General features: G+C 67.1%; 20 protein-coding genes. 11 read left to right on the top strand and 9 right to left on the bottom strand.

The window, feature by feature from the left end:
- Window positions 1-44: 44 nt before the first annotated feature.
- Together C8E83_RS17385 and C8E83_RS17390 are read right to left on the bottom strand one after the other, a co-directional pair.
- Window positions 45-398 carry a hypothetical protein gene (locus C8E83_RS17385; protein ID WP_121371342.1) on the bottom strand — a complete coding sequence of 118 codons (354 nt, stop codon included), beginning with the start codon at window positions 396-398 and terminating at the stop codon, window positions 45-47.
- A gap of 40 nt (window positions 399-438) precedes the next feature.
- The gene (locus C8E83_RS17390) at window positions 439-1,581 is read right to left on the bottom strand and encodes an FAD binding domain-containing protein (protein WP_121371343.1); all 1,143 of its coding nucleotides are present in this window, start codon (window positions 1,579-1,581) and stop codon (window positions 439-441) included.
- 169 nt (window positions 1,582-1,750) lie between these two features.
- Between C8E83_RS17390 and C8E83_RS19310 the strand changes: the two genes are divergently transcribed.
- Window positions 1,751-2,428, top strand: coding sequence for a hypothetical protein (locus C8E83_RS19310; protein ID WP_147430227.1), 678 nt, complete (start codon window positions 1,751-1,753; stop codon window positions 2,426-2,428).
- Between the two features lie 137 nt (window positions 2,429-2,565).
- Here the strand turns inward: C8E83_RS19310 and C8E83_RS19315 are convergent, their stop codons facing one another.
- A complete protein-coding gene (locus tag C8E83_RS19315) occupies window positions 2,566-3,639 on the bottom strand; it encodes a YaaC family protein (RefSeq protein WP_147430228.1) in 1,074 nt (357 codons plus the stop codon).
- A gap of 97 nt (window positions 3,640-3,736) precedes the next feature.
- On the opposite strand from C8E83_RS19315, the gene C8E83_RS19320 reads away from it, so the two are divergent.
- Both C8E83_RS19320 and C8E83_RS19325 read left to right on the top strand, forming a co-directional pair.
- Complete coding sequence (locus C8E83_RS19320; RefSeq protein ID WP_147430229.1) at window positions 3,737-4,300, top strand: hypothetical protein; 564 nt, start codon at window positions 3,737-3,739, stop codon at window positions 4,298-4,300.
- Window positions 4,301-5,353: 1,053 nt separating this feature from the next.
- Entirely contained in the window at window positions 5,354-5,626 is a 273-nt protein-coding gene (locus C8E83_RS19325; RefSeq protein ID WP_147430230.1) for a hypothetical protein, read from the top strand.
- Here C8E83_RS19325 and C8E83_RS17400 read toward each other — a convergent pair.
- The 3 genes from C8E83_RS17400 to C8E83_RS17410 form a co-directional block, all read right to left on the bottom strand.
- Window positions 5,571-6,947, bottom strand: a complete 1,377-nt coding sequence (locus C8E83_RS17400) for a sigma-70 family RNA polymerase sigma factor (RefSeq protein WP_121371345.1) — start codon at window positions 6,945-6,947, stop codon at window positions 5,571-5,573. The two genes, C8E83_RS19325 and C8E83_RS17400, sit on opposite strands and share 56 nt — an antisense overlap.
- A gap of 306 nt (window positions 6,948-7,253) precedes the next feature.
- The gene (locus C8E83_RS17405; protein WP_121371346.1) at window positions 7,254-8,492 is read right to left on the bottom strand and encodes a helix-turn-helix domain-containing protein; all 1,239 of its coding nucleotides are present in this window, start codon (window positions 8,490-8,492) and stop codon (window positions 7,254-7,256) included.
- Between the two features lie 9 nt (window positions 8,493-8,501).
- Window positions 8,502-9,191, bottom strand: coding sequence for a hypothetical protein (locus C8E83_RS17410; protein ID WP_147430231.1), 690 nt, complete (start codon window positions 9,189-9,191; stop codon window positions 8,502-8,504).
- A 47-nt stretch (window positions 9,192-9,238) separates the two neighbouring features.
- On the opposite strand from C8E83_RS17410, the gene C8E83_RS19330 reads away from it, so the two are divergent.
- The 4 genes from C8E83_RS19330 to C8E83_RS17430 all read left to right on the top strand — a co-directional run bounded on the left by C8E83_RS19330 (window position 9,239) and on the right by C8E83_RS17430 (window position 14,114).
- A complete protein-coding gene (locus C8E83_RS19330; RefSeq protein WP_147430232.1) occupies window positions 9,239-9,727 on the top strand; it encodes a hypothetical protein in 489 nt (162 codons plus the stop codon).
- Window positions 9,728-10,425: 698 nt separating this feature from the next.
- Window positions 10,426-12,216: an alpha/beta hydrolase gene (locus tag C8E83_RS17420; protein ID WP_121371349.1), complete on the top strand. Its 1,791-nt coding sequence runs from the start codon at window positions 10,426-10,428 to the stop codon at window positions 12,214-12,216.
- 55 nt (window positions 12,217-12,271) lie between these two features.
- Window positions 12,272-13,660, top strand: a complete 1,389-nt coding sequence (locus tag C8E83_RS17425; protein WP_121371350.1) for an LCP family protein — start codon at window positions 12,272-12,274, stop codon at window positions 13,658-13,660.
- Window positions 13,661-13,739: 79 nt separating this feature from the next.
- Entirely contained in the window at window positions 13,740-14,114 is a 375-nt protein-coding gene (locus C8E83_RS17430; protein WP_121371351.1) for a PLD nuclease N-terminal domain-containing protein, read from the top strand.
- A gap of 195 nt (window positions 14,115-14,309) precedes the next feature.
- Here the strand turns inward: C8E83_RS17430 and lgt are convergent, their stop codons facing one another.
- Both lgt and C8E83_RS17440 read right to left on the bottom strand, forming a co-directional pair.
- Window positions 14,310-15,209, bottom strand: coding sequence for a prolipoprotein diacylglyceryl transferase (gene lgt, locus C8E83_RS17435; RefSeq protein ID WP_121371352.1), 900 nt, complete (start codon window positions 15,207-15,209; stop codon window positions 14,310-14,312).
- Between the two features lie 77 nt (window positions 15,210-15,286).
- Entirely contained in the window at window positions 15,287-15,838 is a 552-nt protein-coding gene (locus C8E83_RS17440) for an HdeD family acid-resistance protein (protein ID WP_121371353.1), read from the bottom strand.
- A 201-nt stretch (window positions 15,839-16,039) separates the two neighbouring features.
- Here C8E83_RS17440 and C8E83_RS17445 point away from each other — a divergent pair, with 201 nt between their 5' ends.
- The gene (locus C8E83_RS17445; protein ID WP_170159994.1) at window positions 16,040-19,516 is read left to right on the top strand and encodes an esterase-like activity of phytase family protein; all 3,477 of its coding nucleotides are present in this window, start codon (window positions 16,040-16,042) and stop codon (window positions 19,514-19,516) included.
- On the opposite strand, the gene C8E83_RS17450 is transcribed toward C8E83_RS17445, so the two are convergent.
- Window positions 19,513-20,493, bottom strand: a complete 981-nt coding sequence (locus C8E83_RS17450) for an alpha/beta hydrolase-fold protein (protein ID WP_170159995.1) — start codon at window positions 20,491-20,493, stop codon at window positions 19,513-19,515. The genes C8E83_RS17445 and C8E83_RS17450 overlap by 4 nt on opposite strands.
- A 112-nt stretch (window positions 20,494-20,605) precedes the next feature.
- On the opposite strand from C8E83_RS17450, the gene C8E83_RS17455 reads away from it, so the two are divergent.
- From C8E83_RS17455 to C8E83_RS17465, 3 genes are all read left to right on the top strand, one after another.
- Entirely contained in the window at window positions 20,606-22,744 is a 2,139-nt protein-coding gene (locus C8E83_RS17455) for an alkaline phosphatase family protein (RefSeq protein WP_170159796.1), read from the top strand.
- Window positions 22,741-23,376 carry a hypothetical protein gene (locus C8E83_RS17460; protein ID WP_121371356.1) on the top strand — a complete coding sequence of 212 codons (636 nt, stop codon included), beginning with the start codon at window positions 22,741-22,743 and terminating at the stop codon, window positions 23,374-23,376. Before C8E83_RS17455 ends, C8E83_RS17460 begins: the two co-directional genes overlap by 4 nt.
- Window positions 23,377-23,506: 130 nt before the next feature.
- Window positions 23,507-24,847, top strand: coding sequence for an anaerobic C4-dicarboxylate transporter (locus C8E83_RS17465; RefSeq protein WP_121371357.1), 1,341 nt, complete (start codon window positions 23,507-23,509; stop codon window positions 24,845-24,847).
- The last annotated feature ends 2 nt before the right edge of the window (window positions 24,848-24,849 follow it).

A 24,849-nucleotide genomic window follows, 5' to 3' on the forward strand; every position in this document is an offset into this window, starting at 1 on the left:
TGGCGGGGCACGACACGGGCGTTTGACTCGACTGTGGCGGCCGGTCAGAACGACTGGAAGCGCATGCCGAGGTCCAGCCCCGCCGCCATCATGATGTCCGCCTCCGACAGCCCGGGTTTCGCTCGCGCCGTCCGGATGGACGCCCGGGTGAACAACCCGTTCGCGACCGCCAGATACCGGTATGCGTCGGCGTAGCGAACCTCGCCGTGGGGTCCACGGAAATGCTCGCTGAACACTTTCTCGAGTTCCCGGATGAGCTCCACTTTCTGCTCCGCGTCATCCAGTGAGGGAACGCCGACGGCCATCCCGACCGTGTACTCGATGGCGCGGAATAGGTCGTCTCGGTCCTGGTCGCGGACGTGCAGGTCGGGCAGTTCCGGGACAAGCTCTGCGGTCATCGCAGTCTCCTTCGCTGATTGGTTGAACGGGACTGGTCGGTCACGGTCGCGAGAACGGTAGAGATGCGCCGAGACGCCGGCCGTACTCGGCGATGGACCGTGCTTCCGCGGTGCGAGCCACGTCGTACACCGACAACGCCACCTCGGGAATGTGCGTGCGCAACGCGTCGCTGAGCGCCATCGCGTCGCCGGCCGCTTTCGACGCCCCCATCGCTGTGTGTGGGCGGACAACGCAGGCGGCATCGCCGAGAACAACGACGCGACCGCGGGCGAACCGCGGGGCGACGTAGTCGGTGATCGCCTGAAGGAATGGTTCAGGTTCCGCCACGACAGCGTTTGCGAAGGGCGCCGGAAGTTCGTCGTTCGCGTCGCGGACGAGCAGTGTTCGCAGGTCGCCGGGCAGGTCTCCTGGAGCGGTCGACAGGCTCGCCTCAGGCCGGCCGGAGGCGACCATGATCTGCCGCAGATGCGCCGGGGAGATGGGACGGTACCAGACCCAGTTGTATCGGCGTCGTCCAACGACGGTCTCCCCATCAGGGCCTGGGACGAGGTAACCGAGCATGTGAGCCCGAGTGCTGTTGAAGAACGCGAACTTCTCCAGGAGCACCAACGCGGAGTCTGCCTCCAACGCCGTCTCCGGGATGAGGCCACGCCACGTGGAGTAGCCGACATAGTGGTTGTCGTGGTCCGCCGGGGCGACGTATCGCCTCACGACCGAGGAGGCCCCGTCCGCCCCGATGATGACATCGAACTCGTGCGCCGCACCATGCTCCACCTCGAGGAGAGCGTGCGACCCCACCGTGTCGACGTACCGGACCTGCTGCCCGAGCAGGTACTCCTTGCCGGTCAGGCGAGCCCGCAGTTGTTCATACAAGTAGTCCCACGACACCTGCGTCTGTGGTGTTGGGTCCCGTTGGATGACGCTCCCGTACCGGTTTAAGGTGATCCGCTCCCGCGCGGAAACGCCGACTCCTGCGGCATCCCGCAGCTGCAGGCGCAACAACAGCTCGTACAGGTCTGGTTGCGCGACCAGGCCGGCGCCGCGGCGCGCCAACCCGGAATGGGACCGTTCGAACACGGTGACCGCGTGGCCGTCCTGCTTCAACAGGGTCGCCGCGAACAGCCCGCCGAGCGATCCGCCGACGATGCCGATGCGGAGGCGTTCGAAATCACGGTCGGTCATTCTCACCCTCCGAAGCGCTCACAATCCCCACCTGCCGAACGCGGGTGGGGGGTCGGCGGCGACGCCGCCCCACGAGATTGCCGGGACGATAGGCGCGGGCTCCACGGGCATTTGACTCGACCTGTCTCGGAGGCAGCCTGGGCGCGATCCACGTCGCTAGGGTCGACTGGTGATCACCCTGACGGTAAGCCCACCTGACCTCGCGCCCACCTGGCTCGGTGCGATCGCAACGGCCGCAGGCGTGGTCGTCGCCATCGTTGCCATTGTTCTGACCATCCACCAGATCCGCACGACTGGTGCCCAGATACGCTCTGCAGCGGCCGCCGAGTCGAGGGACAGCGAAAGTAGGACCAGGCCGTATGTGTTCGCCGAACCTACGATCAGTATCGCGGGGTCTCCCACATGCGACATCGTGTTCTTCAACACGGGCAACTCAGTAGCCCGAGGCGTCACGCTCGAGGTGACAGGGCAACCATTTGCTGCTCGATTTGAGGGCGACATCGTGGGGCCAGCGCAGGCCAATGCGTTCGGCCACGGATTCGACATGGCACCGCATACGCGACGTCGATTCTTCTGGCACTTTCCGGAGAGGCCCAGTGCGACCCCGAGTGGCGCCATGGGAGCGCCTCGGAAGGGCGAGATCGTCATCCGCTACACCTGGGCTCCCGACGACGGGAGAGAGCGGCGACAGTACGCAGAGCGGTACACGTACAACCTCGACGATCTCATGGCACTCGCCCCTCAAGCGTGGAAGGGTGCCGAAGCATCAAACACATCAGACGACGCTCGGAATGCCGTCCTCGCGCTACGTGCCATTGCGGGCAACCTTGGCGATTTGAACCGCTGAGGATGACGCGGCAATTCGCCGTGTGACGACTAACCGATGCCGCGTCCGAGGTGTTGTGCCCGTCCATCGAGGCCGGATGACGCCAAGGAGTGGGCCCCTCGCGTTTTCAACAGGAGTGGGCGGAACGGCAGTGCAATTTAGCGATCTGCCCCGATGTGCTCGAGTGCTTCGCTAATGAGGTCCGGGACGACCTCAAGAGCTGCATCCAGGAGAAACTCCACCTTCGACGCAATAGGACTGTTCGACAGCGATAGGGTCTGAGTCCAATCGTTCGGCGCGTATCTCGCAATCATGGAAAACGAGTACAAGATCAACCACCACGACATCAACGGCGCGAACGCTTGGTCGTCGGGGCTGAGTTGTGGGAATACGAGATCATGGCTCCGATAGCGCTGCGTGCCTACTGGAATGTACGTGTAACCAGAGCGTGCCATTTTGATCTCGTCGCGCCGCTGGACTGCAAGGTTGATTCGTCCTGCGTTGCGAATCAAGATTGAGCCATCCGGACCGTGGACAAGTCCGAAGGCGCGGAGGGCGGGGTACTTCGCCATTGTCGCCAGAACGACTTCGTCCTTGACCTCGCCGCTCAGGTCGAGTCCGGGAGCATCGACCTCGAGGCTCGTCGGGAAGATCAACTCGGGCACCATGGCGTAGATGCCTTCCGGGTTCAGGTAGGGCAAGGCTCCGTCGATGGAGCCAAACGTCAACTGGAACTCCGGGATCTGGCTTACCAAACCAGCCAATGGCACGCTTCCGGACGTCGACGGTGAATCCAGCACTGTTGAGACACGACTGAACAGGTCTGTTCGCGGACGTCCCGAACGAGCTTTGGCTATAAAGACGTCCGAGTGTAAGAAGTCTCTTTCTCCGATTTCCGGCTGAAATTGCAGACCGTGTCCGTTGCCCTTCCACACCTCGGTGGCGAGATTGCCCGTGTCCGGCCCTAATTTGTCGCTCGCAGCCCCGAGTGCGCGGCCAGCCTGGGCCAATCCATAGAACAGATTGAGGGGCCGGCTTTCGTACCCGATGAGGGAGGCTGCGGTGAACTGCTGTTGAGCCTGTTCTAGGCCCGTTTGAAAGACAAGGCGCCTCTCATCATCCGAATCAAATACGTCAGCAAACGACTTTGGCAGGTCCGCTCGAAGCGAACGGATTGAGCGCCATGATTCGGCCGGGGTATTAGCCCCAAGGGAGAAGACCGTCTTCGGCATGCCTGAAGCTACTACCGCCCGGAGAGGGCAACTCGAAATATCTGCTCTGGCCGTCAGGCCCGCGCATAGACGTCAGGTCAACCACGAAGGAGACCTGATGTCGACCCTTGACCTCGCCGCCCGCCTCGAAGCGTTCGCAACGGCAGCCGCCGCGAAACACAACGGAAAGTACGACTACAGCCGAGTCGCCGAACGATTCGTCAACGCCCACACGAAAGTCACCATCGTGTGTCCCGACCACGGCGATTTCGACATGACTCCGAACGACCACAAGCGAGGCCAGCGCTGCCCGGACTGCTCAGGGCGACGCGGCTCATCCGCAGCCGCTCGCCGAGACCTCTTCATCCGACGCGCCATCGACACCCACGGCGACCGGTACGACTATCGCGACGTCGTCTTCGTCGACCAGCACACGCCGGTTGTCATCATCTGCCCGGACCACGGTCCCTTCGAACAGCGCCCCACGAACCACCTCGACGCGGCCGCACCTCACCACTGTGGCGAGTGTGCCATGGACAAACGTCGCGCGAGCCTCAGCACATGGGCTGCATCCCGACCGGCACCTCGACGCGACAAAAGGACAGGAGAGTTCCGGCCAGCTCGTGTCGCGAAACGACGTCAGCCCTCGACGGCGCCGCGAGAAGAGCGTGGCGCTGCCTGACGGCAGCGCCCCGACGCGATTCACCTCATTCGAGCACAAACTCCGCGCACATCAGTCGATTGAGTCCCTGTCGTTGCGCCGGGAAAACATCTGCCGAGCTGAAATACCGTGGCGTCCCAACTTCTTCAGTGTCCGTTTCGACGAGCTAAAGATTCTTCTGGGGTTACTCGCGGAGTTATGACCGAACGCGTCAGCAGAGGACTGCGTTGCGCAACTTGGGCTGGCGTCCCGGCAGCCAATCGCCGCGAGCCTCAAGCGAGGCCGCCGGTGCGTGCAGCGTCACTGCAACGGACGGTCGCAACGTTGTTGCGGTGAGGTGCTTCTCCTAGGTCCCAAAGATGTGTCTGCCGCTGTCTCTCTGAATTGCCCCGACCGCGATCTGTCCTGAGGATCGCTGGACTGGAGATGAGTTGTGCCGCGAAAGGCCCATAGCGAGATTGTCAGGGTCGTTGACCTGAGTCTCGGGACTGCTCTTGGCGTAGCCGCGCTTCGCGTTGCCTACGGCGCGCTTCTTCTCCAACAAACGCCCCGGGACTCGTTTTGGCCAACGCCTGCGCGTGGTCTCTCCGGAGGAGCGCGAAGCGCTCGCTTGGCCGGAGCGGCCACACGACGACGTTGTAGTCCTCGACAGCCTCGTTCACTACTAAGTCCCAGGCGGTACTCCTCCCTCTGGCCGTGATTCTCACTCCATAGGCGCTTCGATCGATCGACGCATACTCGGGCGGCCGGAATGTGTCTCCATCCGGGCCGTAGAAGTAGAGGGGTCCAGAGGTCACTAAGCGTCCTGAGCCGACGTCCGATGAGGGGGCGACTTGAGGGGGTTCTTCGTCAACGAGAGTCGCGTAAATGCGCACCGGTCCAGCGGCGACGCCGGCCATGACAGCCAACGTCCCATCGAAATCGCTCACTAGGCCGTTGATCATGCGGTCGGTTCCGGTGCCGAAGTCATAGATCGCGCGACTGCTCAGATAGAACAGGTGATCGTCAACGTGTATGACACTGCTCGTCACTGGCTCATCTCCCGATTGTTATGGATCCGCGCATAGACCACCTGTGGCCGCGAACGCGGCCCAGAACGGAGCCATCATGCCGGACAAGACTCTATTCGCATTCGACGCGCATAACCGCGTCGACGTCGCCGTGATCACCGACGACCTTCACGTGACCATCGGGCCGCACGACACCGTCACCATCCACGGATGGGAGGGCACCACCGTCAGCCTTGACTTCGACGACACCTGCGACATGGTCGCCGTGCTCGCGGACGCCGTCACGATCTTGAGGGATCGCGGTCACAGGCCAGCCGAACGTCCGACAAATCCGTAGCCGAGTGACCTACATACGAACTGATGCCGGGCAACATGTCGGTCACGTCTCGGACCGCGATGCGGAAAACGACGACACATGCAGAGACGTCCACGGGGCCGTTGGTGTCCGCGTCAATCCAGGTCGAAGAATTCTGCTGCTTGACGGCGAATCTTCGCAAGCCGCTTGCTGATCGCGGAGTGGTTCGCATAGCCGAGGATCTCGGCGCACTCGTGTAGCCGCTGTTCAGGAGGACGACGACTTCGCGGTTCTTCGCATCCAGCACAGCCAGAAAGTCGTTCGTGACTAGGTTCCCGTCGAAGTCGCTGCCCGGTGCCTGCACCAGGTCGGCGTCCGTCAGCTCGACGAACTTCACGGACACCTTGGACCGCTTCTTGTAGAGCTTTCGTTCGAAGTCCGCGCGGGCGTTCGACCATTTGTTGCTGAAGTCGTCTTCAATCCTGTTCGACCTGACCGCGTCGATGATGTCGCGGAGCCGCCCCGTTTCGTCCGCGGCGTCGACGACCTCAACCAGTGCGTGTGCGGCGTCGTCCTCACCTGTCCAGATTTCTCCGCCCATCCTGGGTCCACCGCCGACGACTCCCGGGAGCACGTCGCCGTTGGTCAACATGACCGGCCCGGTAGGGGATGCGTCCTGCACGATGGGTAGTTCGCGCAGGCGGGCCTGCATGACTTTTGTGACCGCGGGCATCCAGAAGTCCAAGTTGTGGGCAAGGAGGCGGATCGGGTCATCGCCCGAGAACGCTCCCAGCGTTGACTGGGAGGTGATGCGCGGCCACACGACCGATGCCCACGCGCGTTCCAGCCGGGACGCGAAGTCCCCGGGCAAGTGGCGGTCAACGTTTATGTAGTCGACGAGCGGAGGCCACTGACCCGCCTGCATGTACGGGAGGGTATGCCGGGCGAGAGTTTTCTGGGGCAGCAGGTGCAACAGCGGCGCGTACTCGTAGTACCGCGACTTCGTCTGCGGGATGAATTGAATGTTCCGGTCGCCCACGTCGGCGAGTTTCGCGAGGGGGTCGGGGAGCTCGTCGATGTCGAAGTAACGACGGCGGTACTGCGCTGACTCCCACACCAGGTTCCACTTGCTCATCGCCACGACCAGTTCGTCGTGCCGGTCCCTTACCGGGATGACGACGTGACTCACCGGGTCGGGGTTCACAGGTCGGATGATGCCTTTGAACAGGAACCCGGCGGACATGTTCACCATTCGCGGGAACTGGTCGGGGTCGACCTCCTCGGTCGTCAAGAACCGCCGGAGAGGATCGCTGTCGTCGCCCCGCGAGGCTGAGGGCGTGTCTGTCTGTGAATTGATGGTCATATCTCCTGGACGGCATCGGAGGCGTGCTTCGTTCCGTCGCGGGTGATTTTATTTCGGGGCGGCGTCCTTCGAACGTGTCGGGATGATGACCCTCCCGAGGTCACGCCAGCGCCATGGGGCGCGTCAGCCCCCTCACAGGCGACCGGTGGCAGAGGGAATTTCTGAGAGAACGAGGGACTGGAGACGGCACACTGGTGTGCTGTCGGTCGGATGCCTGCCGACGCTGGGGCTCGTGCGGCGCCGCTTTCCGCGACGACCGACGCGACCTCCCGATGGTCGACGACCTCGTGCCGGCTCCAAGCAGGGTCAGTACGGGGTCTGGCGGTTGTCGTCAGCATGTGGGTCGGGTCGGACTGGTAGACGCGCGATTCGCGCGGGGCCCTTCGGCGCCGGTCGAGCCACCTCGCGGATCGGAAGCACTGTCAACTCACCAGCAGGCATGGCGGTACCCGTCGGTTCCCAATCGAGCCACCGGGAAAGGTAGCGAGCACCAAGACCACTGGCCTCAGCCGCCTGGTCGTGTCCGGAGGGGCCCGGGAAACGCTCGCGGAGCGCTTTCTTCAACCACACAGCGCTCTCGTTTCCCGGCCGGAACGGTTCATCACGGTTCCACCGCCGTGCCGAGATTTGCTTGTAGAGCGACCGGGCTTGGGCTTCATCGATGACACCGAGCTCCCGGAATCTGAAGACGAACGCTTTGATGGAGTAACCCCATTTCTGTTTCAGCGTTGCCATGGTTCCGAGCGTCACCCGACCGCCTGCGTGGTGAAGGTCCTCAAGGGCCGAATCTCCCGGTACGAGGAATGCCGCCGCGAATCGATTCGCCTCGCGTTCCATTCGAGCGGCCTCGGCCGGAGCCGCAGGTTGCGTCGCCCCGGCGTGGAGGACAAGATGCCCGAGTTCATGGGCGACGGTGAAACGCTGACGGTCGCCGGGAAGGTCAGATTCTGGGTCCCGGGACGGCCGTGCGACGCGAATGACAGGTGTGCCGTCGACTGTCAGCGACATCCCGAGGTGCCGCCCGAGTTCACCATCGAGAGGCAGCACGAGGCAGCCCAGTCGTTCTGCGGCTCGGATCACGCTCGGTATGACCTGGGTTGAGGTCAAGCCGGCAGCCGTGCGGGTATCGGCTGCGATCCGGTCGATTGCGTCGTCGTCATTGAGGTCGCCGTCAAAGACCGGGACGGACACGGGCATGACGCGAAGGTTCGCGGCCCGGATCACCTCGACGGCGGCCACGGAGTCGAACATGGTGCGGTCGACTACGCGCTGGGGTGCGTCGGCGTATGCGCGGAGCTTGGGCCGGTCGAAGTCGACCGGCCATGCCTTCAGTAAGTAAGCCGGGTCACAATCAAGGACGTCCGAGAGAGAGGCGATGTCGTCGGCGTCGGCGTCGAATCGCCCGTTCTCGATCATCGAGATGGCGCCAGAGGCCATTCCTGCGCGGGCGGCCAAGTCGGTCTGGGTCAGGCCGGCAGCCAGTCGCAGACGTCTAACACGCTCGCCGAGCGTTGCCACCGCTGACGGTGACTCGTTTCTGGTCATACGGGTGTTCTACCCCTGTTTACCGGATTGCTCGGATTCGTCGACGTCCCAGCCGTCGAGCTCGTCGCCGTCGTCGGGGGTGAACGCGAAGCCGCCGCCGACTGTCGGTACGTCGAAGTAGTGGGTCCATCCGAACTCGAAGTACTGCACCTTGGTGTCTGTGCGCCCGCGCACTTCTGCGACTAGGAACCGCAGCCGGTGAGTGTCGTCGACGAACCACGCGAACACGTAGGGCATCAGACGCACGAGTTCGTCGTCGGCAATGCCGCCGAACGATGACCCCTTGTTTGCGATGACTCGCAGTTCTCCGTTCACGTGCTTGGCGCCGCGGAGTCGGATGAGGGCGTACTCGTCGCCGTTCAGCTCGAAGATCTCCCGAGCTCCACCGCTACCGTCACGCTCGTACATGCCGGCCCTGATCGCTGCCCGGCTGAACTCTCGCGCGATGATGGCGCGGATCATGGATGACCGTGTGTGGTTCGTGTCGGTGAACGAGGGGTGCAGCTCGAGGGCGGCCGACACCGTCCCGCTGTCTGCTTCGAACCCTTCGGCGACGTCGACAGCGACGTCACCGAGCTTCTGCACCAACTCACCACACAACGCGACCATGGACATGAGGATATTCGATCGAATGTCACACTGCAACGGTTTCTCGGGCGTGGCGTCGAGATTCGTTGCATCACCGCAGACTCCACGCAACCCGGGAGGCGCACGTCACCCGGGACCATGACAGGCATCCGGAACGGGTGAAACCCAAGGACTCTGGCGATGTCGCACTGCTAAAGATGGTCTCCGACGGCGCGGATTGCGCCCGCACCATCGCAGAGATAGTCGAGCGCGACCAGCGTGCGCGCGACGTCGCCATCGAAGGTGCGAAGTACCCCATCAACCTCTACGAGGCGGCCGGCAATCAGCTTCCTCGCGCGGCTGCCGCTGAGAGTCTCCAGTCGTGGAAGGCCGACGACGTGTTCGGCGATCGATGCCTGGCTGGCCACGTTCGAGGCGGAGCTGACACGCCTGAAATTGCTTTGACGTCGTCGTCCGACGTCGACGCGGCCGGGCTCGTCACGTTGCACGGCAGGGGCTACAGCAGAGTGGTGGCCAGAGCCACGGACGCAGGCGCCGGCTTTCTCGAAGCGGCCGACTGGACAATTCACGACCCTGGCCACACTCTTCGGCGGGTGGCCTCGCCCCGCGCAAACGACCTCCATACCCGTTGCCTACGATCGAAATGACGTTCCATGATGACGTCGGGCGGAGAACAGCGTCGCGAAGCGTTCCGGCAAGAACGAAGGGCGCGCTCGACTGACCCGACCGCGATTTCGAGACGTGAACTTCGGCGGTCAGGCGCACCAAACGGCCCGTGAGGAACCAGCCCCTGACCTGGGATAAGTCTGGAGGAGGGGAAAATCTGGCGCCGGCCAGGGGAATCCCAGATTCGCATCGGTCATGGCGCCCCGAAAATCCTTACAAATCCAGGCCTCGCTGAGATACGTCATCGACCCGCTTCCTTCTAGTCGCTCGCTGCGCTCGCTCCCGGGGCGGAGCCTCAGTGCTTGTTTGGCCGCCTCCGGCGGCGCGCGTCAGCGCATCGCTCCGCTCGCTCGACGCTGTGCGGCCATCGCTGCGCTCGGCCGCGGCGCTGGCTCCGCTCGGTGCTTGCCTGGCGGCCTTCCGGCCGCGCGGGTCAGCGCATCGCTCCGCTCGCTCGACGATGCGCGGCCATCGCTGCGCTCGGCCGCGGCCGCGCGGCATCGCTGCGCTCGCCGCTGGGAGCGCGACACAACGCGACACCCGCGACGCTCCACCGCGTCGCAGGTGTCGCGTTTTGTCGCGGGCGGCGGAGGGGAGGGGGGAAGGGCGCGACGACGACTCATAGGTTCGGCGGGTAGCGTGTGAGGGTCTGTCTCCCAGCAGAATCCTCGAGGTCCACGTGTCGTTCCCGCCGCCCTACGGCCAGCAGCCCCTGCCCGAGCGCGATCCGCGGCAGGGCGACGGCCAGCAGCCTCAGCCCCAGCCCCCGCAGTACGGCTACGGGACGAGCGGCGGCTACGGCTACGGCCAGCAGCAGCCCGGCACGCCCTACGGCCAGAACCCCTACGGCCAGAACCCCTACGGCCAGTCCCAGGACAACCCCTGGGGCCCGCCGCCTCCGCGCCGCCGGCGTCCCAGCCGCCGCCTGATCATCGGCCTCGCGGGTGCCCTCGCGTTCGTCCTCGTCGCCGTGGTCGGCGTCGTCTCGTTCGGCCTCGTCGGCAGCGGCAACGACACCGCGACGGCGAAAGCCCTCGAGGCCCGCTACACCCAGGCGATCGACTGGCAGCACTGCAGCGGCCAGTACTACTGCGGCGCGATCGAGGCGCCGCTGGACTGGTCCAGCACCTCCAGCAAGTCGATCCGGATCGCCCTGATCGAGCATCGGCCGAAGACCGGTGAGGCGAAGCAGTCGATCGTCGTGAATCCGGGCGGGCCCGGCGGCTCCGGCGTGAACTTCGTCGGCTCGTCGGTGCTGAACGCCGTCGACAAGACCATCGCCTCGAAGTACAACGTGGTCGGCTTCGACCCTCGCGGCGTCGGCTACTCGAGTGCGGTCAAGTGCTACGACGCGGCGAACACCGACACGTACCTGTACGGGATCCTGCCCGGAGCGATCGGCTCGAAGACCTGGCTGGCGGCTCAGACGAAAGCGCAGAAGAAGTACGGCGAGGCGTGCAAGACGAACACCGGCGACCTCCTCGCCCACGTCGACACGACCAGCTCGGCGCGCGACATGGACCTCATCCGGGCTGACCTCGGGGCGTCGAAGCTCAACTACATCGGCTACTCGTACGGCTCGTACCTTGGCACGATCTACGCCGGGCTCTACCCCGGAAAGGTCGGCCGCTTCGTCTTCGACGGCGCCGACGATCCCTGGTACGGCGACGCGTCGGGCATCAGCGACGACCAGACGGTGCAGCAGGCGGTGGGCTTCGAAGACGATCTGAAGTCGTGGATGAAGGCCTGCCTGGCGGGGAGCGCCAAGGCGGTGGGTTCCGGATCCTGCCCCTTCACGGCCACGAGCGTCACAGCCGGCATGGACGACGTGCAGGCGATGCTGGCGAAGGTGCAGAAGTCGCCGCTCGACAACTCCGACGGCCGAAAGCTCGGCTCGGCCACCCTCGCGACGGCGATCTTCTCGGCGATGTACGACACCTCCGAGTGGCCCGCGCTGACCAAGGCCTTCGCGGGCGTGCAGGCCGGCGACCCGAAGGCGGCGTTCGCGCTCGCCGACGCCTACAACGACCGCACCTCGTCGGGGAAGTACTACGACAACACGTCCGACGCCTTCCTCGCGATCACGTGCCTCGACGACGGCGGCGACAGCTTGAGCGATCAGAAGAAGGAGTTCGACGCCCTCAAGAAGAAGGCGCCCGTGCTCGGCGTCTACGAGTCGTACGGTGCGATCACCTGCAACGAGTGGCCCGAGAAGGCCGTCGCGGCGCCCGCGCCCGTGACGGCGAAGGGCTCGGGCCCCATCCTGATCCTCGGCAACACCGGAGACCCCGCGACCCCCTACGCAGGAGCAAAGGCGCTCGCGAAACAGCTCGACAACGGCCACCTCCTCACCTACGTCGGCGAGGGGCACACGATCTACGGCCAGGGTGTCAGCTGCATCGACACGCGCGTGGACTCGTACCTCGAGACCGGGAAGACCCCCGCGGCGGGCATCCGCTGCACGAAGTAGGTTCTCCGCCTCCGGGACGATCCGCGCACCGTTATCCGTCTGTTACCTTGGCGGGATGCACCCGGGGGAAGCTTCAGAGCCGTCAGCGCCGAGGGGCGAAGCGAGCGCCGAAGCGAACTCCACTGCGAACGCCGAAGCGAACGCGACCTCGAACGCCACGCCGCTCGCCCGCCACGGTCGGCTGCCGAGGCGCCACCCGGTCGTCTCGCTGATCAAGGGCCTCGCGATCGCCCTGGTCGTCGTGGTGGTGAGCGCCGGATCGATCGGCGCGATCGCCACCTGGCAGATCCTGGGCGGGGCGAAGCCGACGGCGCAGTTCACGGCAGCCGTGCCGTCCGGAGCGGCGTCGACCGCGCCGGCAGTCAGCGCGTACTCGGGCGAAGTGAACATGCTCGTCGTCGCCACCGACACCCGGACCGGCCAGGGCGCGGCCTTCTCCGACCCCGCCGACCAGCGCGCGTCGTCGGGAGCCGGGCAGAACGACACGAACCTCCTGGTGCACATCAACGCCGACCACTCGCAGATGCTCGTGATCAGCCTTCCGCGCGACCTCGAGTTCCCGTTCCCGGCGTGCCCGAACGGCTCAGGCGGCACCACGCCCGCGAGCAGCCAGGCGATGCTGAACACGGCGCTCGTCCGCGGCGGGACGAAGGGCGGCCTGCAGTGCGCCGCCGACGCGGTGAGCCAGCTGACCGGCGTGCGCATCGACTACGCCGCCCTCGCGACGTTCTCGGACGTCGTCTCCATGTCGAACGCGATCGGCGGCGTCACGGTGTGCCTGGCGACGCCGATCGACGACGACAACGTCACGCCGGCGCTGCACCTGAAGGCCGGAAACGTGAACCTCGTCGGCGCGCAGGCCGGTGCGTTCCTCCGTTCGCGCGAGGGCGTCGGCTACGGCGGCGACACCAGTCGCATCTCGAGCCAGCAGATCTTCATGTCGGCCATGATGCGCAAGATCGTCTCGGCGGGCACCCTCACGAACCCGGTGAAGCTCTACGGCCTGGCGTCGACAGCCGTCCGCAGCGTCCAGCTCTCGTCGACCCTCGACCCGAAGACGCTCGTCACGATCGGTCTCGCCATCAAGGGCATCGGCCTGTCGAACATGGTGTTCCTCGCCTACCCGAACCTCCCCGACCCCGCCGACAGCAACCGGGTGATCCCCGACCCCGCCGGCGTGGCGATCCTCCGCTCGGCGCTGCAGAGCGGCACGCACGTGGCGCTCTCGCCGAACAGCCTCGGTCAGGCGGCGGTGACGCAGTCGCCGGCGGCACAGGGAGCGCCTGCGACGTCGGCCCCGGCGACGCCTCCCGCTGCTCCTGCGACCAAGCCTTCGGGCGCAGGATCAGGAGCCCCGACGCCTCAGAGCACCTCGGCCGTGCTCCCCGGCACCGCGACGGGCCAGAACGCGTCGCAGCAGACCTGCGCGGCCAAGAAGTACTGAACCCCAGCCTCCGGAAGAGGCACAAGTGACCCCTGGCCAGGGGATTGTGGGCGCACAGGAGATCCGTAGACTCTCGCCCATGCCGTACTTGTTCGAGGCCGTCACGGTCATCCTCATCATCGTGGCGCTCGTCGATCTGATCCCGCGCCAGGACCACGAGATCCAGCACATGCCGAAGGTGGTGTGGGCGCTGCTGATCATCCTCATCCCGGTCGTCGGCGTCGTCCTGTGGTTCGTCATCGGTCGCCAGTACCGGGCGCCGCAGCAGTACCGCACCACGCGCGACCCGCACGAGACGTCGGCGCCGATGCCGCACCCGGCGTCGAACCGCGTGAAGACGACCGAGGAGGAGCTCGCCGACCTCGACCGCGAGATCGAGTTCTACGAGAAGCAGGCGAAGCTCAAGCGCCTCCAGTCGGAGGTCGACGGCGCACCCGACGAGCAGACGACCTAGCGTCCGGCCGGGCCGACCAGCACTGCCAGCGGCCGCGAGCCTGACCAGCAGCCGGTCAGAGCGCCGAGGAGATGTACGGCGTGGAGTGGCCGCAACCCGAATGCGCCCACTCCACACCGACGGTCAGGAGACCAGACCCGACATCCGGCTCCGACACGACGAATGTAGCGTGACGCGACACGTGCTGTCTGTCCGTCATACAGCGGACACGCCTGCCTCCGAATCGGTGTCGGCCTCGGTGGCGGCCACCGCCGCCGGCGGTGACTCCGGGATCGCCGGATGCCCTCGACGCCCACTCACGATGATCACGATCAGGCCGAAGATCGCGGCGGCGATGGCGACGTCCTCGTTGATCTTGAGACCGAACAGGTAGAACTCGGTGGGGTCGAGGCGGAGGTACTCGAGGAAGGCGCGCGCGGCGCCGTACCAGAGGAAGTAGAAACCGGCGGTCTGCCCGAGCTTGAGTGCGAGGCGTCGGCCGACCGTGAGGATCAGCACGGCGCCGAGGATGTTCCAGAGCATCTCGTAGAGGAAGAGCGGCTGGAACAGCGTCCCGGCCGGCACGCCCGCGGGGTAGGCCGCGTTGTCGGGCGAGATCTGCAGACCCCACGGCAGCGTGGTCGGGCCGCCGTAGAGCTCCTGGTTGAAGTAGTTTCCGAGCCGGCCGAAGGCCTGCGCCAGCAGCAGGCCGGGGATCACGGCGTCGGCGAACAGCGCGAACGGCACCTTCGCCCGGCGGCAGCCGATGTAGGCGCCGAGCGTGCCGCAGAGGATCGACCCGAAGATCGCGAGCCCGCCCTCCCAGATCGCGAAGACGTTGAGCAGGTTGTCGCCCGCGGCGAAGTAGTCGCCCGGGTGCGTGACCACGTGGTAGAACCGACCGCCGACGATGCCGATCGGCACCGCCCAGATCGCGATGTCGATGATGGTGCCGGAGCCGAGGCCCCGCTTGACCATGCGGCCGTTCGTCACCCAGCATGCGATGGCGATGCCGACCACGATGCAGATCGCGTAGTAGTGGATCTCGAGGGGGCCCAGGTCGAAATGGTTGACCGGGGGGCTGGGTATGCCGCCATGGAACATGCTGTCGAGCATGGATCATCCGCCCCAGGAATTCATGCGAATCGCCTGAGTGCCGCTCATCCCCGGTTCGCGTGCCCGGTGCGGCCGTGCTACATCGCGGCGCGACGAGGCAGCAGCAGGAGCATGGTGACGCCGATCACGATCAGCACGATCGACCCCACCGTGAGGAACGCCGACAGGGCCACGAGCGGCAGCAGGATCATCACCACTCCCGCCAGGAGGCTCACCACGCCGGCCACGATCGTCAGCCATCGCGCCCCGCCGACGTAGCCGACGGCTCCGCCGATCAGGCTGCTCGCCCCCTCGAAGATCCACGCGAAGCCGATGAGGTAGCCGAGCACGGACAGCGAGCGGAACGGGTCGATCCAGCACAGGATGCCGGCGACGAGCGTGAGCGCCCCCAGGATGCCTGCGAACCAGCGCATTCCCCGGGTGAGGTCGCTCGCCGTGTAGGAGTGCACGATCCTGCGCAGTCCGACGACCACGAGAGCGATGCCGAAGACGATGGCGACGGCCACGAGCGACGTGCCGGGGAAGATGAGGCCGATGAGCCCGAGAACGATCGCGACGACGGCGACGCCGATCACCCAGCCGCGGTGGAAGAGGACGGTGTTGCGACTCAGCGGCGTCGGCGTGGCCATGGTGTCCTCCAGTGATCGCGGAGAGGAAAGCGCCCGGGTGCGGGCGTACTGAGCGTACGGGGTGACGGCGATCGAGGGCCAGACGGGCGCCCCCGCGTGTGCGCCAGGGTTTCGCCTGGACGTCACCGCGATGTCACCCGTTCGGGGTTAGATCGGTCTGTCCACGACGATCACGCGCGGACGAGCTCAGGGGAGAGAGACATGCGACGATCACTCGCACTGGCGGCACTCGCGGCCGCGGCACTGGCCGGAGGGCTGCTGACCGCGGCTCCTGCGAACGCCGTGCCATCGACCGGCCTCGTCATCGACGAGGTGTACGGCGGCGGCGGCAACTCGGGCGCCACCTACACCAACGACTTCGTCGAGATCGCCAACCAAGGCGCGGCGGCCGTCGACCTCAGCGGCTACACGGTGCAGTACCACTCGAAGTCGGCGACCGGCACCTGGCAGGCGACGACGCTGACCGGCTCGATCGCCCCCGGCGACTTCTACCTCGTGCAGGAGGCGAAGGGCTCCGGCGGCACGACCGCCCTCCCGACCCCCGACGCCACCGGAACGATCGCGATGAGCGCCACCGACGGCACCGTCGCCCTCGTCGACGGCACCACGGCCCTCACCTGCTCCGACAGCGCCGCCTGCGAGTCGGCCAGCGTCGACCTCGTCGGCTTCGGCGGCGCGGCGCTCGCCGAGGGCAGCCCCGCCACGGGCGCTTCGAACACGGCCTCGGTGCAGCGTCTCGCCGCGGCCGACACCGACGACAACTCGGCCGACTTCGCCGCAGGCACCCCGACCCCGGGCGCCGCGAACACCGCGACGGCCCCGACCGGCCCCACCGGCCCGGCGCCGACGCCCGGCGACGTGCGCATCCACGACATCCAGGGCGCCTCGTGGGTCTCGCCGCTGAACGGCCAGAATGTCGAGAACGTGCCCGGCATCGTCACGGGTCTCCGCACCTCCGGCAGCAGCAAGGGCTATTGGATTCAGGATCCGACGCCCGACAGCAATCCCGCCACCTCCGAGGGCGTCTTCGTCTACACCTCCACGACCCCGACCGTGAAGGTCGGCGACTCGGTGCTGGTCACCGCCACCGTGAAGGACTACTACCCCCTCGCCTCGGGCGACACGACGGCCACCACGTCGAACCTCTCGGTGACCGAGCTGGAAGACCCGACGGCGTACGTCGTCTCGTCGGGCAACGCTCTGCCTGCTCCTGTGGTCATCGGCCCCTCGTCGGTGCCCGCCACCTACGCCCCCGACCTCTCGGGCGCGAGCATCGAGTCGACCCCCATCACTCCGACCCGCTCGGCGCTCGACTACTACGAGTCGCTCGAGGGCATGCGGGTCGAGGTCGACGACGCCCGCGTCGTCGGCCCGAGCGACCAGTACGGCGAGCAGTACGTCACCACGAAGCCGACCCAGCTCGAGAGCGCCCGCGGCGGCACGCTGCTCACGGCCGAGAACGCCACCCCGTCGGGTCGCCTCGAGGTCGTCGAGGCGTCAGGTGACAACCCCGAGGTCTCGGTCGGCGACGTCTTCACCGGCGCGACGGTCGGCCCGATCGACTGGTCGCAGTACGGCGGCTACACGCTCGACGCGACGACCCTCGGCGCGGTGAAGAGCGCCGGCCTGACGGCGAGCGTCGCCACGAAGGCTCAGAGCGACCAGCTGTCGGTCGCGACCTACAACGTCGAGAACCTGGCCCCGTCGGATCCTGCGTCGAAATTCGCTGCCCTCGCCAAGGGCGTCGTGACCAACCTCGCCTCGCCCGACATCCTCACGGTCGAGGAGGTGCAGGACGACACCGGCGCCACGGACGACGGCACCGTCGCCGCGGGCACCACGATCGACAAGCTGACGGCGGCCATCGCCGCGGCCGGCGGACCGACCTACTCGTCGCGGGAGATCGACCCGGTCAATGACGCCGACGGAGGCCAGCCGGGCGGCAACATCCGCGTCGTGTTCCTCTACAACGCGAAGCGGGTGACGTTCGACGACCGCGGCTCGGCCTCGACGAACCGCTCCACGACGGCCACCGCGGTGACGAAGGTGCACGGCTCGCCCGACCTCACGCTCTCGCCCGGCCGCATCGACCCGACGAACTCGGCCTGGACCTCGAGCCGCAAGCCGCTCGTCGGCGAGTTCACCTTCCGCGGGCGCAAGGTCTTCGTGATCGGCAACCACTTCGACGCCAAGCTCGGCGACCAGAACGCCGACGGCCGGTTCCAGTACCCGGCGCAGTCGTCGGCCGCCCAGCGCCAGCAGCAGGCGACGCTGGTGCACGACTTCACCGCGCAGATCCTCAAGGTCGACAAGAACGCGGCCGTCGTCGTAGCGGGCGACCTGAACGACTACCAGTTCAGCCCGGCGCTCGCGACGCTGACGGGGAAGCCGCTTCACGGGACCGGATCGCCGATCCTGACCGACCTCATCACCACGCTGCCGGCGAACCAGCAGTACACGTACGACTACGACGGCATCAGCGAGGTGCTCGACCACATCCTGGTGACCAAGGGCGTCGGCACGCCCGACTACCAGGTGATCCACCTCAACTCGGAGTTCGCGAACCAGGTGTCCGACCACGACCCTCAGGTCGTTCGGATCTTCGGCCACGCCGCGCCGCCGTCGAACCTGGTGCCGCCGTCGGCCGCCGCGCTGAGCTACAGCGACGCGCTCGACAAGCTCGTCTACAAGGGCACCGAGGTCGGCGGCCTGTCGTCGCTCGCCTACGACACGCGCTCGGGCGCCTGGATCTCGGCGGTCGACAACCACGCCGACGACCCGTCGCGGATCTGGTTCTTCCGCAACCTGAACGACCCCACCGTGACCCGTCAGCCGCTCGTGCTGAAGAACACCCAGGGCGTGCCCTACACCGGTCTCACGGCCGACAACGAGGGCCTCGCGGTGCTGCCCGACGGCGACTACCTGGTGAGCTCCGAGACCGAGCCGTCGATCAGGATCTTCGGTCGCGACGGCGTCGAGAAGAGCCAGCTGCCGGTGCCCGGTCGGTTCGCCGTCACCGGCACGACGCTGAGCGGCGCAGGGCTCTCCGGGCCGGCCGTGCCGGGCGAGGCCACCTCCAACGCCACGCTCGAGGGGCTGTCGATCTCGCCGTCGGGCCACACGATCGTGGCGGCGATGGAGGGCGCGCTCTCGGGCGACGTCTCCGCCGCCGGAGACGCCACGTCGCACCGTCTGCTCGTCTACACGGAGAAGACCACGTGGACGCGCCACGGGCTGTCGACCACGTGGGTGCTCACCAAGCAGGTAGGCTACCGCGCCGACACGGGCAACCGGATCCCCGAGGTCGCGCTGGTCTCCGACGACCGGCTGATCGTCGAGGAGGCCGCGTTCACGGCCGACGCCGGCAACTCGGTCGAGCTGTACTCGGTGTCGGGGCTGTCGCGCGCGGCCGACGTGAGTCGCGTGGCGAACCTGTCCGCTGCTCCTGCGTCGCAGATCCTGTCGAAGACGCTGGTCGCCGACCTGGTCAAGGGGCCGACGCTCGGCGCCACCGCCCTCGAGACGCAGACGAACCCGCTGCTCGACAACTACGAGGGCATGGCGATCACGGGTGTCGGGCCGGGAGGGACCGTCGGGGTCAGCCTGATCTCGGACGACAACTTCGGCGCCCTCCAGCGCACCCGCGTGCTCAACCTGGCGGTGAAGCTGCCCCGCTAGCCCTTGGTGAGGTGCGCGGCCAGGAAGGTCATCTGGGCGGGTGCGATGCGGCGCCAGTACGCCGAGTCGTGCCCGCCCGGCGTGAATCCGCCGGCCGGCCTCGTCGCGAATCCGGCCACGTAGTCGCGGTCGTTCGGGCAGAACCCGTCGCCCGTGCCGCAGTCGACCCTCACGGCTACGCCGTCGAGAAGGTGCTGGCGGCCGTACAGCGTGTGCTCGGCGAAGTCGGCGGCGCCGTCGAAGGCCGAGGCGGTCGCCCGGTCGGCAGTGTGCCAGAGGGCGACGCTCTCAGCCGTGACGGCCGCCACTCGAGCGGACCCGAGCTGCCCGCCGATCAGCAGCGCCCCGTACGCGCCCATCGACCAGCCGAGCAGGCCGATGCGACCCGTGTCGAGGCCCTTGGAGGCCAGGAGCGGGAGGAACTCGTCGGCGACCATCGCTCCGGAGTCCTCCCCCGTCGCCCGCCGATGCCAGTACGTGTTGCCGCCGTCGACCGACGCCAGAGCGAACGGCGCCGCTCCGGACTTCACCGCGGCGGCCAGGAACCGGTCGAGATGGAAGTTCCGGTCGAACGCCGACGCGTGCGAGCCGCCGAAGCCGTGCAGCACGACGGCGACGGCAGGTGGTCGCCCGGAGTCGAGCCCGGCGGGTAGGCGATCGAGTAGCCGACGGTCTTCCCGAGACGCTTGGGTGAGACGAAGGTGCCCGTGACGACCGCTCCCGCGGCGACGTGCGGCACGGTGCCCGCGGCGCCGTCGAGCCCGAGGTCGCGGTAGATCGTCGAGCGGCCGGGCAGGACGCCGCGGTCGACGGCGACGGCGCCCGTCGCCCCGGCCAGGACGACGGCGGCACCGCCGACGAGGAGCGTGCGGCGGGCCAGGCGTGAGGTCATGTCGCGACCGTATCCGCCCGGCTCCTGCGCCCACCTCGGTCTCGGGAGTGACGAGAGCGGTCCTCGAGACGGATCTGCCGGACACTCGTATGACTGCGGGGCACGCAAACCTGCGTCGCGTGCAGATTCACGCTCTGTTCACCTACCGGCCCTCGTTCGGGGGGCTTCGCCGTTGATAAACAACTCTTATGCGACTCATGGGAGATCTGAAAGGCTGGCGACGCATCACTGCGATCGCCGTGTCGGCGGGCGTGCTCTGCGCCGCCGCAGTGGGGGTCGGCAGTGCCGCCTCCGCCACTACCGCGGCACATTCCGGGGGAAACCAGCGTGGCACCACGATCACGACGACGGGCCTCAAGGCGGGTCAGATCAAGCACGTGTGGCTGATCATCCTCGAGAACAAGTCGTACGACGCGACCTTCACGGGCCTCAACCAGAACTCCTACCTCTGGAAGACGCTGCCGAGCGAGGGCGTCCTGCTCAAGAACTACTACGGCACCGGCCACTCGTCGATGGACAACTACCTGTCGATGGTCTCGGGCCAGGCTCCCGAGGAGGACACCCAGGAGGACTGCTCGGTCGCCAACACGAACTTCGGCAGCAACTCGTCGATCGTGACCAAGGGCGCGAACAAGGGCCAGGTCGCCTCGCTCGCGAACGCCTCGCAGCCCAGCAAGGCGAACGCCGCCAACGGCCTCAACGGCTGCACCTACCCGACCGACACCCCCACGCTCTTCAACCAGCTCGACGCCGCAGGCAAGACCTGGAAGGGCTACGCGCAGGATCTCGGCAACCAGACCGGCCGCGAAGACGGCGTCTGCGGCGCTCCCGGCTCGGCGTCGAACAATCCGACGACCAACCCCACGTACCTCAGCGCGACCGCGGCTCACCCGCTGCCCGCCGGAGTGACGAGCTTCACCGGGGCCCAGGCGAACGACCAGTACGTCGCGAAGCACTTCCCCTTCCCGTGGTTCTCCAGCCTCACCGGAGCCGTCACCACGAGCGGCAAGGTCACGCCCGCTCTCACGAAGCCCGTCCAGGGCGGCACCGACTGCGACTCGAACCACATCGCCAACCTCGACTCGGCGAAGAACGGCCTCTACAAGGACCTCCAGCACGAGTCCACGACGCCGGCCTTCAGCTGGATCACGCCGAACAACTGCTCGGACGCGCACGACGCGGTCTGCAAGGGCAACAACCTCTCGGGGTCGTTCACGAAGTCGGGCCAGCCGATCTACCAGGCCGGCACGCCCGCCCCGCAGTCGACCACCCCGGTCAACTACACCGGCGGCCTCTACGCCTCCGACCTGTTCCTCAAGTACTACATCCCGATGATCGAGAAGTCGGCGGCGTTCAAGGACGGCGGTCTGATCGACATCACGTTCGACGAGGCCGACCCGCCCTTCACCTACTCGGGCAACAGCTTCAACAACGCGAACGCCTACGGCCCCACGCTCGCCGACCAGCCGAACGCCGCCAACGGCATCAAGACCGACGCCGCAGGTGAGAACCTCTACGGCAAGAACGTCACCACGGAGCCGACCGGCGTCAACTCGACGCTAGGAACCGACTCGCAGGGCAACCAGCTCTACCCCGGGCCCGGCAACAACTCGTTCATCGACCGTCCGCCGGTGTGCACCTCGACCTCGCCGAAGGTGCCCGCGAACTGCGTGCCCGGCATCGTCGAGGGCGGCTCGGGCAGCAGCCCGGCGGCTCGCAACGACACGGCGCTGGCATCGACCGCGACGAGCTTCGTGCTCGACGACTCGATCCTCGCCGACGACACCGGCCGCATGGTCACCGACACGACCGACACGACCGGCCCCGGCGGCACCAGCCCGATCCCGGCCAACACGTTCGTCGGCACCGTGAGCGACACCGGTCCCAACCCGGCCGCCACGAACGCCAGCTCGGTCATCAACGGCTCGTTCCAGCTCGTCGACGCCTCGGGCAACCCGGTCACCCCGACGGGCAGCGTCTCGAAGATCACGCTGAGCGCCGAGGGAGCCCCCGGCTACCTCACCGCCGGCCAGACCGCCGACCCGCTGTACGACGCGAAAGACGCGACCCCCGGCGGCGGCGACACCGGCAGCGTCCTGATCAGCCCGCTGATCAAGCCCGGCACGGTCTCGACGACGTACTACAACCACTACAGCTGGCTGCGGACCATGGAGGACATCTTCCAGGTCGGCGAGGGCCGCGACCGCCAGTCGCTGCCGGGCGGCTCGGTCTCGGGTGGCGTCGACGGACTCGGACACCTCGGGTTCGCCGCGCAGCCGGGCCTCGCGCCCTTCGGGCCGGACGTGTTCAACAACACGGGGAACAGGCACTGGTGAGCTCCACCGCCTACAACGCACGACCCCAGGGCCGGCTCGTCTCGCGAGCCGGCCTCTGGGCCGTCGTGGGGCCGCTGGCTCTCGCGGCGGGGTTGGCTGTCGCGGCGTGCTTCCACGCTGCTCCTGCGACCTCGGCCGCCGAGCCCGCCTACGGCACGATGCCCGCGTACCTGAAGAAGATCGCCGGCGACGGCACCGACGCGATGCTCACCGGCACCGCGGCGCGCCCGGCGCTGACCTCGGAGGGCGACACCGTCAAGGTGATGCTGCCCGGCGGAGGCTCGGTGCGGATGGACGTGACCGGGCCGGTGGTGCCCGGCGAGGGCCTCCCGTTCCAGGCGGACTACACGACCTGCACGTGGACGATCACGCTCTCGCACGCGACGAAGAACGTGCCGATCGTGCTCACCGACATGTCGACGCTCGACCAGGTCGGCACGATCTACAGGCTGTCGCGGGTGCCGCACGAGGCCGCGCCGCCGACGTCGATCGGGCCGGGGCAGTCCGAGACGTTCGAGGTCCGGGCCGACATGAAGGTCGGCGAGGGGCTGCTGCGCTGGGCCCCGGGAGCCACGGCGGGCTCGAACTCCAAGATCCTCGCCGAGTGGGACTTCGAGGTCGAGAACGACTGAGCCCGATCGGCCGGTCGAAAGGCCGGCCGGTCGGGTCGTGTCGCGGAGGGCGACGCATGTCGCCGGACCGTGAGTAGGCTCGGCCTCATCGAGCCGGTCGATCAGGGGCCGGCCTGACGAAGGGTCCGTCATGGACATCGTGCTCTTCATCGTCGAACTGCTCGTGGTGCTGGCCTGCATCGTCATGGGCACGCGCTCGAGCGGCGTCGCGCTCGGACTCTGGGGCGGCCTCGGCGTCGCGATCCTGGTCTTCGTCTTCCGGCTGCCGCCGGGCTCGCCGCCGATCGACGCGCTCCTCATCGTCATCACCGTCGTCGTCGCGTCGAGCGTGATGCAGGTGGCCGGCGGCATCGACTGGATGGTCTCGGTCGCCGCGAAGATCATCTCGGCGCACCCGAAGCAGATCACGCTGATCGCTCCGCTCGTGGCCTTCCTGTTCTCGGTCGGCGCCGGCACCTCGAACATCCTGTACCCGCTGCTGCCGGTGATCCAGGACCTCTCGTACCGCAACGACATCCGACCTTCGCGGCCCCTGTCGCTCTCGGTCGTGGCGACGGGCGTGGCCCTCGCGTGCAGCCCCGTGTCGGCGGCGATGGCCGCGATGGTGACGCTCACCGAGGTGCCGCCGTACAACTTCGAGCTCGTCGACATCCTCAAGGTGACGATCCCCGCGGCGGTCGTCGGCATCGTCATCTCGTCGTTCGTGATCCGGCGCCTCGGCAAAGACATCGCCGACGACCCCGAGATCCAGGCGAAGATCGCCTCGGGCGAGCTCGCTGCGCCGGGCGCCTCCTCCGACGCGAAGCAGGCCGAGGTGACCGTCACCGCGGCGGGTCGCAACGCGGCGATCATCTTCTTCCTCGGGGTGTTCGCCATCGTGGCGTTCGGCCTCTTCAAGGGCATCCGGCCGCTCGACGCCGAGGGGGCGGCCGTGAGCATGACGCCGATCATCGAGGTGGTCATGTTCGTGGTCGGCACTCTGATCCTGCTCATCTCGCGGCCGAAGATGGCCGAGGTGCCGACGACGACGGTGTTCCGCGCGGGCATGGTCTCGGCGGTCGCGCTGTTCGGGCTCGCCTGGCTGACCGACACGTTCCTCTCGCACTACACGAAGGAGATCTCGTCGTCGATCGGCGGTCTCGTCACCTCGGCGCCGTGGATCTTCGCCATCGGCGTCTTCCTCGTCTGCGTGCTCACCACGAGCCAGTCGACGGCGACGCGGACGATCGTGCCGATCGGCCTCGCGGCGGGCATCCCTCTCGGGCTGCTCAGCGGCATGTGGGCCGGTGCCTTCGCCGGCATCTACCTGCTGCCGACCAACGGCTCGCAGATCGCCGCTGCGAACTTCGACGTGACCGGCTCGACGAAGCTCGGCACGAAGCTCATCGACCACTCGTTCTTCGTGCCCACCCTCGTGCTCGCGGTCTCGACGATCGTCGTCGGCGCGATCTTCGGGCTCCTCTGGGGGTGACC

Source organism: Frondihabitans australicus, assembly GCF_003634555.1.
In the GTDB taxonomy this organism is placed as follows: Bacteria; Actinomycetota; Actinomycetes; order Actinomycetales; family Microbacteriaceae; genus Frondihabitans; species Frondihabitans australicus.

Bases quoted from the DNA above. Each gene is read 5' to 3' on its own strand.
- C8E83_RS17385 (WP_121371342.1), bottom strand. From the start codon at position 398: ATGACCGCAGAGCTTGTCCCGGAACTGCCCGACCTGCACGTCCGCGAC.
- C8E83_RS17390 (WP_121371343.1), bottom strand. From the start codon at position 1,581: ATGACCGACCGTGATTTCGAACGCCTCCGCATCGGCATCGTCGGCGGA.
- C8E83_RS19315 (WP_147430228.1), bottom strand. From the start codon at position 3,639: ATGCCGAAGACGGTCTTCTCCCTTGGGGCTAATACCCCGGCCGAATCA.
- C8E83_RS19320 (WP_147430229.1), top strand. From the start codon at position 3,737: ATGTCGACCCTTGACCTCGCCGCCCGCCTCGAAGCGTTCGCAACGGCA.
- C8E83_RS17400 (WP_121371345.1), bottom strand. From the start codon at position 6,947: ATGACCATCAATTCACAGACAGACACGCCCTCAGCCTCGCGGGGCGAC.
- C8E83_RS17405 (WP_121371346.1), bottom strand. From the start codon at position 8,492: ATGACCAGAAACGAGTCACCGTCAGCGGTGGCAACGCTCGGCGAGCGT.
- C8E83_RS17425 (WP_121371350.1), top strand. From the start codon at position 12,272: ATGCACCCGGGGGAAGCTTCAGAGCCGTCAGCGCCGAGGGGCGAAGCG.
- C8E83_RS17430 (WP_121371351.1), top strand. From the start codon at position 13,740: ATGCCGTACTTGTTCGAGGCCGTCACGGTCATCCTCATCATCGTGGCG.
- lgt (WP_121371352.1), bottom strand. From the start codon at position 15,209: ATGCTCGACAGCATGTTCCATGGCGGCATACCCAGCCCCCCGGTCAAC.
- C8E83_RS17440 (WP_121371353.1), bottom strand. From the start codon at position 15,838: ATGGCCACGCCGACGCCGCTGAGTCGCAACACCGTCCTCTTCCACCGC.
- C8E83_RS17445 (WP_170159994.1), top strand. From the start codon at position 16,040: ATGCGACGATCACTCGCACTGGCGGCACTCGCGGCCGCGGCACTGGCC.
- C8E83_RS17455 (WP_170159796.1), top strand. From the start codon at position 20,606: ATGGGAGATCTGAAAGGCTGGCGACGCATCACTGCGATCGCCGTGTCG.
- C8E83_RS17465 (WP_121371357.1), top strand. From the start codon at position 23,507: ATGGACATCGTGCTCTTCATCGTCGAACTGCTCGTGGTGCTGGCCTGC.